Annotated in this window: 2 protein-coding genes; both read left to right on the top strand. The window is 67.9% G+C overall.

Features of this window, described 5'->3' with window-relative positions; all coding sequences use genetic code 11:
- Positions 1–816, top strand: an 816-nt coding sequence (locus tag ACFYNU_RS28375; RefSeq protein ID WP_388767563.1) for a beta-ketoacyl reductase, incomplete at its 5' end; no start/stop codon positions are given.
- 47 nt (positions 817–863) lie between these two features.
- A complete protein-coding gene (locus ACFYNU_RS28370) occupies positions 864–12335 on the top strand; it encodes an SDR family NAD(P)-dependent oxidoreductase (protein WP_388767561.1) in 11472 nt (3823 codons plus the stop codon).
- Positions 12336–12343: the final 8 nt, after the last annotated feature.

The following is a 12343-nucleotide window of genomic DNA, read 5'->3' as shown; positions in this document are numbered from 1 at the left end:
TATGTGCAGATGCGGCGGGCGCAGGGTGCGCCGATGGTGTCGGTGGCCTGGGGCGCGTGGGCAGGTGCCGGACTCGCCGACACCGAACTGATCCAGTCTCGTCATCGTCGCGCAGGTGTCGGGGCGATGGATCCGGCGGTGGCGGTCACGGCACTGGAACATGTCCTCGACGACGGCTACGTGGCGGTCGCCGACGTCGACTGGCGTCGGGTGGTGGAGTTGGGCGCCGGTGGTGGCGCGTGGCTGACAGATCTGCCTGAGGCGAAGGCCGTAGTCACCGATTCGGTCGACCAGGACTCGTCGTGGGTGAAGAGTCTTCGCGGTGCGCCGGCAGGCCGGAGGGCCACGATTGTGCTGGCGATGGTCCGCGAGCAGGCCGCCGCAGTGCTGGGTCACACCGGCGCGGGGAGGGTCGACTCGGGCGCCGCGTTCCGCTCGCTGGGCTTCGACTCGTTGACCGCGGTCGAGCTGCGAAATCGACTGGCAACGGTGACAGGACTGTCGTTGCCGGCCGGGTTGGTGTTCGACCACTCGACTCCGACCGCGCTCGCCGAACACCTCCTCGGCAAGCTTGTCCAAGATGCCCCCACCGAGGAACTGCCACTTCTCGCGCAGTTCGACGCACTGCAATCTCGGCTGGCCGCACTGGATTCCGACAGCGAACTGCGCACCACTCTCGTCGCCAGGATTCAAGGGCTCGCAGCGAGCCTGGAAAAGCCACGGGGGAATGGAACGTCGGCTCTCGCCGAAAAGCTCAACGTCGCCGATCGTGACGAAATCCTCGATTTCATCGAGAACGATCTCGGATTGTCGTAAGCAGATCTCGTAGGTTTCGTTTCACTCGGATTGGTGTTGTAGCTGCGATGGCAAATGACGAAAAGCTCCTTGGATATCTCCGTCGGCTCTCTGTGGATCTGCACGAGACACGCGAGCGTCTCCGCCAGGTCGAGGCAGGCGAACATGAACCCGTCGCGATCGTCGGGATCGGCTGCCGATTCCCCGGGAACGTGCGGAATTCTGATGACTTCTGGCGCATGCTCGCGGCAGGGGAGGACGGAGTCGTCGCGTTCCCGGAGGACCGCGGCTGGGATGTGGAGGTCGGCCGGACCGGTTCGGGCTACGCCCACGTCGGAGGATTCGTCGTCGACGCGACCGAGTTCGATGCGGGGTTCTTCGGGATTTCGCCGCGTGAGGCCGTGGCGATGGATCCGCAGCAGCGACTGGCACTTGAGACGGCATGGGAAGCGCTGGAACAGGCCGGGATCGCGCCTGATTCGTTGCGGGGCAGTGCGACGGGCGTGTATCTCGGCACCAATGGTCAGGACTACTCCGGGATAGCCGCCGATGCGCGGACCAGTGGCGAGGGACACCTGCTGACCGGCAACGCGGTGAGTGTGATGTCGGGCCGCGTCTCTTACACGCTGGGATTGGAAGGCCCTGCCGTAACCGTGGATACGGCGTGTTCCGCCTCGCTGGTAGCGGTGCATCTGGCCGCGCAGGCGTTGCGTTCTGGTGAGTGCTCGATGGCCCTGGCCGGCGGGGTCACGGTGCTTTCCACCCCTGGCGTGTTCGCCGAGTTCTCGCGACAGGGCGGGCTGGCTGCGGATGGGCGTTGCAAGCCGTTCGCTGATGCTGCGGACGGGACCGGTTGGGGTGAGGGCGCCGGAGTTCTGGTGCTGGAACGGTTGTCGGATGCTCGTCGGCGTGGGCATCGAGTGCTGGCGGTGCTGCGTGGCAGTGCGGTGAATCAGGACGGCGCGTCGAACGGCCTCACCGCACCGAACGGACCGGCTCAACAGCGAGTGATTCGGGCAGCGTTGGCGAATGCACGCCTGTCGCCGGTTGAAGTTGATGTGGTGGAGGCTCACGGCACCGGCACGAAGCTGGGTGATCCGATCGAGGCAGAGGCACTGCTGGCGACGTACGGCCAGGATCGCTCGGCCGATCGGCCGTTGTGGCTGGGGTCGGTGAAATCCAACCTTGGGCACACTCAGGCGGCGGCCGGGGTGGCCGGGATTATCAAGATGGTTCTGGCGATGCGGCACGGTGTATTGCCGCGTACGTTGCATGTCGACGCGCCGTCGTCGCATGTGGACTGGTCGGCTGGCACGGTGGAGTTGTTGACCGAGTCGGTGCCGTGGGAGACGGGTGGTCGTCCGCGTCGGGCGGGTGTGTCCTCGTTCGGTATTTCCGGGACGAACGCCCACCTGATTCTTGAGGAACCCGAGCCAGAAGCGGTGGCATCGACCCAGCCGGCTAGGATTCCGGGCGGTCTGGTGCCGTGGTTGGTGTCGGCCAAGTCGCAGAAAGCACTGCGAGAGCAGGCGAGCCGGCTGACCCACTGGGCGACTGAGCAGCCGGACATCCGATCTGAGTCTGCCGCTCGCGCGCTCGCCACGAGCCGGACGGTGTTCGACCACCGTGCGGTGATCCTGGGTCGTGACCGCGAGACTCTGCTGGGGGGAGTACGCGCGCTGGCCGAAGAGCGCCCAGGCGCGGGTGTGCTGACGGGGGCGCCGGGGTCTGGTCGGTTGACGGTGGTGTTTTCGGGTCAGGGGAGTCAGCGCCTTGGCATGGGAGCTGGGCTGGCTGCCGAATTCCCGGTGTTTGCTGAGGCGTTCGATGAGGTGTGTACGGAGTTGGACCGGCATCTGCCACGTCCGTTGCGGGATGTGATCAGCGGCGACTCGGGCCTGTTGGACGAGACGTTGTATACGCAGGCGGGTTTGTTTGCGGTGCAGGTGGCGTTGTTCCGGTTGGTGTCTTCGTGGGGTGTGGTGCCGGAGTGGGTTGCTGGTCATTCGATTGGTGAGTTGGCGGCTGCTCATGTGGCGGGTGTGTGGGATCTGGCGGATGCGGCTGCGGTGGTTGCGGCTCGGGGTCGGTTGATGCAGGAGCTGCCGTCGGGTGGCGCGATGGTGGCGCTGTCGGCGAGCGAGGCCGAGGCGCTTGAGCTGATCGGTGAGCAGGCCAATGTGGGCCTGGCGGCGGTCAACGGGCCTGCCTCGACGGTAATTTCCGGCGCTGAGGACGCTGTGGAGGAGTTGGCACAGCGGTGGCGTGACCAAGGCGGTAAGGCTCGGCGGCTGCGGGTCAGCCACGCATTCCACTCCCCGCTGATGGAACCCATGCTGGCGCGGTTTGAGCAGACGCTGAATCAGGTTTCGTGGCATGAGCCGGAGATACCCGTGGTGTCCGGTGTGCCGGATGCGGATGTGACTGATCCGGGGTACTGGGTGAGGCATGTCCGGGAGACGGTGCGTTTTCACGACACGGTTCTGAAGCTGCGGGATGAGGGGGCGGGTGTCTTCCTGGAGGCGGGCCCGGCCGGCACGTTGAGTTCGATGGCCGGGGCGGACGGTGGGGTGTGGCTGCCGTTGCTGCGTGAAGGCCGTGACGAGGCGGAGACGGCGGTGACCGCGCTGGCGGGGGCTCATGTTCATGGGGCCGCCGTGGACTGGACGGCGTTGCTGGACGTTCGCGGTTCGGGCCCGGTGTCGTTGCCGACGTATGCGTTTCAGGGGGAGCGTTTCTGGCCTGCGGTGACGCGTCGGGTGGGGGATGTGCGGGGGTTGGGCCTGGGTGAGTCGGGTCATGGGCTGTTGGGTGCGGTGGTGGCCCTGGCGGGTGGTGATGCGGTGGTGCTGACGGGGCGGTTGTCGTTGTCGGCGTATCCGTGGCTGGCTGATCACGCGGTACTGGGGTCGGTGCTGCTGCCGGGGACGGCGTTCGTGGATCTGGCGGTGCATGCCGGTGACCGGGCAGGGTGTCCGGTGGTGGAGGAACTCACCTTGCAGGCGCCGATGTTGCTGCCTGGGCAGGGTGGTGTGCAGGTTCAGGTACGTGTCGCCGAGCCCGGTGGAGACGGTCGCCGGTCGGTCGGGATCTTCTCCCGTATCGATGATGACGACGAGTGGACCTTGCACGCCGACGGTGTGCTCGGGGTGAAGGACATAGTCGCTCCGGTGTGGTCCGGCGTGTGGCCTCCGCCTGATGCGCGCCGGATGCCTGTGGACGGTGAGTATGCGCGCCTGGCCGAGGAGGGCTACGGGTACGGCCCGGTCTTCCAGGGCGTACGAGCGGTGTGGCAGGCGGGTAACGAGGTCTTCGCGGAGGTGGCACTGCCCGAGGGCATCGACGTGGATGGCTTCGGCGTACACCCGGCCCTGCTGGACGCAGCCTTGCACCCGATCGGCTTGACCGGCCTGATCCAGTCCGACGAGAGCGAGAGCGAGGGCGAGGTCCGGATGCCCTTCGCCTGGAGCGGCGCGCGACTGCACGCCACGGGCGCGTCGGTGCTGCGCGTGCGGTTGTCCCGGCGTGAGGACGGAGGCGTCGCGGTCGCCGCATTCGACCCGGCCGGGCAGCCGGTGTTCAGCGCCGATGCGTTGACGCTGCGGCCGGTGACCACCGACCCGTCTGCCGCCGGGGCACGGGACACGGCTCGGTCGCTGTTCGGGGTGGACTGGCTCCCGCTGGCCGATCCCGGTGCCGTAATGGAGGTGGACTGGGCCTGGCACGGTGAGGTCGCGGACGAACTGCCCGCGGTCGTGGCGGCCCGAGTGGATGCCGGCGCCGGCCTGGAGGCCGTTCATGAGGTGACGGGCACTGTGCTGGGGTGGTTGCAGGAGTGGCTGGCCGACCCTGCCACCGAGAACTCCCAACTGCTACTGCTCACCCAGGGGGCCGTGGACGGGAGCGACGTGGCTGCCGCCGCGGTGAGCGGTCTGGTGCGCTCGGCGCAGTCGGAGCACCCTGGGCGTTTCCTCCTCCTGGACCACGACGCCCAGTCCGACATCCAGCTCGACACTGTTCTGCCTGCGGTGGTGGGTAGCGGGGAGCCGGAGTTGGCGGTGCGGTCGGGTGTGTTGTCCGCGCGGCGTCTGGTGCGGCTTTCTGGTGGTCCTGCCGTGCCGACGGGACTGGACTCGCGCGGCACGGTGGTGATCACTGGTGGTACCGGTGGTCTGGGTGCGTTGTTGGCGCGGCATCTGGTGCATGCTCATGGGGTCGGTCATCTGTTGCTGTTGTCGCGGCGGGGGATGGCTGCTCCGGGGGCTGCCGAGCTGGCTGCGGAGCTGGGTCCACGGGCGTCGATCGTGGCGTGTGATGTGTCTGACCGGCATGCGTTGGCGGCGGCACTGGGCACCGTACCTGCCGAGCATCCGGTGTCGGGTGTGGTGCATGCGGCCGGTGTTCTCGACGACGCGACGATCGAGTCGCTGACTCCGGAGCGGCTGGCGGTGGTGCTGCGGGCGAAGGTGGATGCGGCGTGGCATTTGCACGAGCTGACCCGTGCCGACGATCTGGGACTGTTCGTGGTGTATTCCTCGGCGGCGGCCACGCTCGGTTCGGCCGGGCAGGGGAGTTACGCGGCGGCCAATGCCGCGTTGGACGCGCTGATGCAGCAGCGGCGGTCGGCCGGACTTGCCGGGCAGTCGATGGCGTGGGGGCTGTGGGAGAAGCGCTCGGGAATGACCGGGTCGCTGGACGAGACCGATCTGAGTCGGCTGAACCGAGCGGGAGTTCAGGCTCTGTCCGACGCGCAGGGACTGGCGCTGTTCGACGCCTCCGTACGCCTTGATCGGCCCGTGGTCGTGGCGGCGCGGCTGGACCTGGCCGGCATGCGCGCCGCAGGTACCGCCGGACCGTTGCTACGAGCATTGACCGGAGGAGCCACAGGGCGGCGTGCCGCCGCCACCGCGTCGGCCGGCGAGGGTGAGCTGGCTACCCGCCTGTCGGCGCTGCCGGTGGAGGAGCGCCTCGGCGCGGTGCTGGAACTGGTACGTGCCCAGGCCGCGACCGTCCTCGGCCACGCCACCGTCGGGGGGATTGAGGCGGACGCAGCTTTCCGCGACCTGGGATTCGACTCGCTGACGGCGGTGGAACTGCGTAACCGGCTCTCCGCAGTGACCGGGCTGCGCCTGTCGGCGACGCTGGTGTTCGACTACCCGAATCCACGGCTGCTCGCCGAATTCGTACTGTCCGGAGTGCTGGACGAGCGACCGGAGGTGGTTTCCGGAGTCGGGGGAATGGCCACAGCCACGGCGGACGAGCAGATTGCGATTGTTGGGATGGGGTGTCGTTTTCCGGGTGGGGTTGATTCTCCGGAGGCGTTGTGGGAAATGCTGGCATCCGGTGGTGAGGGGGTGGCGGAGTTCCCTGCTGATCGGGGTTGGGATGTGGAGGGGCTTTACGACCCGGATCGGTTGCGTTCTGGTACGAGTTACACCAAGCACGGTGGTTTCTTGTTGGGTGCGGCGAATTTCGACGCGGGGTTCTTCGGTATCTCGCCGCGTGAGGCGGTGGGGATGGATCCGCAGCAGCGGATCGTTCTGGAAACGGCGTGGGAAGCGCTGGAGCGGGCGGGAATTGTGCCCGATTCGCTGCGTGGCTCGGACACCGGTGTGTACGTCGGCCTGATGTACCACGATTACATGACCCAGGCGGCTTTGAATCCGGCCGACAGCGACGGGTTCAGCGGTACAGGCAATTCGGGGAGTGTGGCGTCGGGCCGGATCGCTTACACACTGGGCCTGGAGGGTCCGGCGGTGACCGTGGATACGGCGTGTTCGTCGTCGTTGGTGACAGTCCATCTGGCTGCGCAGGCGTTGCGCTCGGGTGAGTGCTCGATGGCGCTCGCCGGCGGTGTGACCGTGATGGCGACCCCGGGCGTGTTCACGGAGTTCTCGCGACAGGGAGGGCTGGCTGCGGACGGCCGTTGCAAGCCCTTCGCCGACGCGGCGGACGGTACCAGTTGGGGTGAGGGCGCCGGGGTTCTGGTTCTTGAGCGGTTGTCGGATGCTCGGCGGCACGGGCATCAGGTGTTGGCGGTGCTGCGCGGGAGTGCGGTGAATCAGGACGGGGCATCGAATGGTCTGACCGCGCCGAATGGCCCTTCCCAACAGCGAGTCATTCGGGCGGCGTTGGCCAACGCCCAGTTGTCCTCCGCCGACGTGGATGTGGTCGAGGCGCACGGCACCGGTACGAAGCTGGGTGACCCGATCGAGGCGCAGGCGTTGCTGGCGACCTATGGTCAGGATCGGCCGGCTGATCGGCCGCTGCGGTTGGGGTCGGTGAAGTCGAACATCGGGCACACTCAGGCGGCGGCCGGGGTGGCCGGGATCATGAAGATGGTGCTGTCGATGCGGCACGGTGTGCTGCCGCGTACGTTGCATGTCGATGCCCCGTCGTCTCATGTGGACTGGTCGGCTGGCGCGGTGGAGTTGTTGACCGAGTCGGTGCCGTGGGAGACCGACGGTCGTCCGCGCCGGGCGGGTGTGTCCTCGTTCGGCATCTCCGGGACGAACGCCCATGTGATTCTCGAAGAGCCGGAACGTGTACCGGCTGTGGAGCTGGCGGCGGTTGCTGGCGGGGCGGTGCCGTGGTTGCTTTCGGGGAAGTCGGCGGAGGCGCTTGAGGAGCAGGCTGTTCGGCTGGCCGACTGGACCGCCGAGTACCCGGAGATGGATTCGGTCGCGGTGGGGCGGTCGTTGCTTGCGTCGCGTTCGGTGTTTGAGCATCGGGCGGTGGTGGTGGCGGAGGATGTGGCGGGGTTTGTTGCTGGTCTTCGGGATGTGGAGTCGTCGTCTGCGGTGGTTCGTGGCGTGGCGACGCAGGATGCTATGGGACCGGTGTTTGTGTTCCCGGGGCAGGGTGCGCAGTGGGTCGGTATGGGCCTGGAGCTGTGGGACTCCGAGCCGGTGTTCGCCCAGTGGATGGAGCGGTGCGGGGCGGCGTTGGAGCCGTTGGTGGACTGGTCGTTGCGGGATGCTCTTGCTGATCCGGTGTTGTTGGGGCGGGTTGATGTGGTGCAGCCGGTGTCGTGGGCTGTGATGGTGTCGCTGGCCGGGCTGTGGGCTTCTGCGGGTGTGGTTCCGTCGGTCGTGGTGGGTCACTCGCAGGGTGAGATTGCCGCCGCGACGGTGGCGGGTGGTCTGTCGTTGGAGGACGGCGCACGTGTAGTGGTGCTACGCAGCCGGGCGATCGTGGCATTGGCGGGCTCGGGTGGGATGGTGTCGGTTCCGGCGCCGCTCGGTCAGGTCGAGGAGTGGATCGCCCCGTGGGAGGGGCTGTCGGTGGCGGCGGTCAACGGGCCCGCCCAGGTGGTGGTCTCGGGGTCCGCATCTGCGTGCGACGAGTTCGTGGCCCGGTATGCCGGTGAGAATGTGCGGCGGATCGCGGTCGACTACGCGTCCCACTCGGCTCAAGTGGAGTCCATTGAGGACCAGTTGGCAGAGGACCTGGCCGGCCTCATGCCGGTCAGTGGTGGGGTGCCGTTGTATTCGACGGTGGACGGAGCGGTTGTCGATACGGCAGGGCTGGACGCCGCGTACTGGTATCGGAATCTGCGTCAGCGGGTGCGTTTCGCGGAGGTCGTCGAGTCACTGGTGGAGGCCGGGCATCGTACGTTCGTCGAAGTCAGCGCCCACCCCGTCCTCTCCATGGCCGTCGAGCAGGCCGGCGAGGATCTGACCGTCACGGGCACGTTGCGCCGGGACGACGGCGGCCGGGGGCGGTGGCTGCGCTCACTCGCAAGCCTGCACGTCACGGGCGTGGCGGTGGACTGGACTTCACAGTTGGGTGATGCGGGGCCTGTGACGGATCTGCCGACGTATGCCTTCCAGCGGGAGCGGTTCTGGCCCTCGGCCGCCGGGGCGAAGCCGGGGGATATGCGGGCGCTGGGCCAGGGCGAGGCCGGGCATCGACTGCTGGGTGCGGCGGTGGCGCTGGCTGGCGGAGACGGTCTTGTGCTGACGGGGCGGTTGTCGTTGGCCGCGTATCCGTGGCTGGCTGATCACGCGGTGCTGGGATCGGTCCTCCTGCCGGGTACGGCTCTGCTGGACCTCGCGATGCATGCAGGTGATCGTTCCGGGTGTCCGGTGGTGGAAGAGCTGACTCTTCAGGCTCCGCTGATGCTGCCTGAAGAGGGTGGAGTGCAGGTTCAGGTCCGGGTTGCCGAGCCAAGTGAGGACGGTCGCCGGACAGTCGGAATCTACTCCCGTCACGGTGATGAGGACGAGTGGGTCCAGCACGCAGACGGCGTCCTGGGCACCCAGGCAACTCCCGCGCCGGTGTGGGCCGGTGTCTGGCCTCCGGCGGATGCGGTGTCGGTGCCGGTGGATGGTGCTTACGAGCGTCTGGCTGACGAGGGTTATGGGTATGGGCCGGTGTTCCGGGGTGTCCGTGGGGTGTGGCGGTCCGGTGCTGAGGTGTTCGCGGAGGTAGTGCTGCCTGAGCGGACTGATGTGGATGGTTTTGGTGTTCATCCGGCGCTGCTGGACGCGGCCCTGCATCCGATCGGCTTGACCGCTCTTGCCGACGGGGCCGGCGATGGCGGTGTGCGCCTGCCGTTTGCGTGGAGTGGTGTGCGGTTGTTCGCCACTGGTGCGGAGGCGGTGCGGGTTCGGTTGTCCCATCGGGAGGATGGTGGGGTCGCGGTCGCTGTATTCGACCCGGCCGGGCAGCCGGTGTTCAGTGCCGAGTCGTTGACGTTGCGTCCGATGGCTGTTGATCCCGTCGCGTCGGCGGTGGGGGAGGCGGCCCGGTCGTTGTTCGGGGTCGACTGGGAACCGCTCACCGAGCCAACCACCGGCGCGGTGGAGTGGGCCTGGCAAGGCCACACCGGAGACAGGCTCCCCGCTGTGGTCGTGGCTCAGGTCCCGGCCGGCACCGGTGACAGCCCGCATTCCGTGCATACGGTCACCGGGACGGTGCTCGACTGGTTGCAGCAGTGGCTGGCCGACCCCGCCACCGAAGACTCGAAACTCCTGCTCCTCACCCGGGGTGCTACGGATGGCAGTGATCTGGCTGCCGCTGCGGTGACCGGCCTGGTGCGTTCCGCACAGTCCGAACACCCCGGACGCTTCGTCCTCCTCGACATCGAACCGGACACCAGCCTCGATACCGTGCTGCCCACGGTGATCGGCAGCGAGGAACCCGAACTGGCTGTGCGTGTGGGTGTGTTGTGTGTGCGGCGGTTGGTGCGCGCCGCTGGGGGGTTGGTTGTGCCGGGTCGGGGGCGGGGGGACTGGCGGCTGGATGTGGTTGAGCGGGGCAGTCTGGATGATCTGGCGGTGGTGGGGAGTCCGTCTGCTGTGGGGGCGTTGGCGCCTGGTGAGATACGGGTGGGTGTGCGGGCGGCTGGGTTGAACTTCCGGGATGTGATGGTGGGGTTGGGTCTGTATCCGGATGAGGGTGCGGTGATGGGTGGTGAGGCTGCTGGTGTGGTGGTGGAGGTGGGTGAGGGTGTGCCGGGGTTGGTGGTGGGTGATCGGGTGTTCGGTGTGTTTGCGGGTGCGTTGGGTCCGTTGGCGGTGACGGATCATCGGTTGGTGGTGAGGGTGCCGGAGGGGTGGTCGTTCACCCGGGCGGCGTCGGTGCCGATTGTGTTTCTGACGGCGTTTTATGCGTTGCGGGATTTGGCGGGGGTGCGGGGTGGTGAGCGGATTGTGGTTCATGCCGCGGCGGGTGGGGTGGGTATGGCGGCGGTGCAGTTGGCCCGGTTGTGGGGGTTGGAGGTGTATGGGACGGCGAGTGTCGGGAAGTGGCCGGTGCTGCGTGGGATGGGTTTTGACGAGGCGCATCTGGCGTCCTCGCGGGATCTGGAGTTCCGTGACAGGTTCCGTGCTGCGACGGGGGGTCGTGGTGTGGATGTGGTGCTGAACTCTCTGGCCGGGGAGTTCGTGGACGCTTCGCTCGATCTGCTCGTCGAGGGCGGCCGGTTCATCGAGATGGGCAAGACCGATGTACGGAACGGGTCGGAGATCGCGGCCCTGCACGGCGGCACGGTTTACCAGGCTTTCGACCTGATGGAGGCGGGGCCGGAGCGGATTGGTCAGATGCTGGCCGAGATCGTGGAGCTGTTCGATTCGGGGGCGTTGGAGCCGCTGCCGGTGACGGTGTTCGAGACGGCCGCGGCGGTGGAGGGTCTGCGTCATCTCCAGGCCGGGCGGAACGTGGGCAAGGTCGTCCTGCGGCTGCCGGCGAATCTGGACCCGTCGGGAACTGTGGTGATTACCGGTGGCACCGGCGGGCTGGCTGCGACGCTCGCCCGCCACCTGGTCAGCAGCCATGGCGTGGAGCACCTGCTGCTGCTGTCCCGCCGGGGGACAGACGCTCCCGGCGCGGACGAACTCAGCGCCGAGCTGGGCAAGTTGGGCGCCCAGGTGTCGATCAGGTCCTGTGACGTGTCCGATCGCGACGCACTCGCCGAGATACTGGACGCGATACCGGCAGAGTTTCCTGTGTCGGGTGTGGTGCACGCGGCCGGAGTGCTCGATGACGCGACCATCGAGTCACTCACCCCGGACCGTCTGGCCGTGGTGCTGCGCGCCAAGGTGGACGCGGCGTGGCATCTGCACGAGCTGACCCGCGACAAGGACCTGAGCCTGTTCGTGGTGTATTCCTCGGCGGCGGCCACGCTCGGCTCGGCCGGGCAGGGAAGTTACGCTGCGGCCAATGCCACGTTGGACGCGCTGATGCAGCAGCGGCGGTCGGCCGGTCTGACCGGGCAGTCGTTGGCGTGGGGGCTGTGGGAGCAGACCTCGGGAATGACCGGGTCGCTGGACGAGGCGGATCTCGCCCGGCTGGCCCGGACCGGGGTCCGGGCGCTCTCCGACGAGCAGGGCCTGGCCCTGTTCGACGCGGCCACGCGCCTCGACCGGTCGCTCGTCGTGGCGGCCCGGTTGGACGTGGCCGGTATGCAGGCGGCGGGAAGCGCCGGGCCGCTGTTGCACGGCCTGGTCAGAGGTCCGGTACGTCGGGCCGCCGCCACCATCCCGGCCGGTGAGGGCGAGCTGGCCGCCCGGCTGGCCGCGATGCCGGTCGAGCACCGTCAGACGGCGGTGCTGGAGTTGGTACGTGCCCAGGCGGCGACCGTACTGGGGCACGCCACTGGCGACGCGGTCGACGCGGAGACGGCCTTCCGAGACCTCGGCTTCGACTCGCTGACGGCGGTGGAACTGCGTAACCGCCTCACCGCCGCGACCGGACTACGACTGCCCGCCACCCTCGTCTTCGACTACCCCAGCCCCACCGAGCTGGCCCGCCAGCTGCGGATCCGGCTCACACCTGAGGAGAAGAGCCTCGCGGACTCCCTGCTCGCCGACGTGGACCGGATCGAACGAGCCATCCCCGCACTGGCGGAGGGAGACGGTGACGGTTCTGAGCGGCTGGTGGGCCGACTGCGAGAACTCGTCCGCAGGTTCGAATCCCGCCCGGCGGAGAACGCGTTGCCCTCGATGGTCGATGCCACCGAGGCCTCCGACGACGAACTGTTCGACGTTCTCGACAAGATCGCGATCTCCGAGGGAAGGCAGGGGCACACGTCATGAGCAACGAA

This window comes from Streptomyces sp. NPDC006643 (genome assembly GCF_042870175.1).
Taxonomy (GTDB): Bacteria; Actinomycetota; Actinomycetes; order Streptomycetales; family Streptomycetaceae; genus Streptomyces.
Note: the sequence above shows the minus strand (reverse complement) of the source record. Positions and strands in the feature narration are given on the sequence as shown.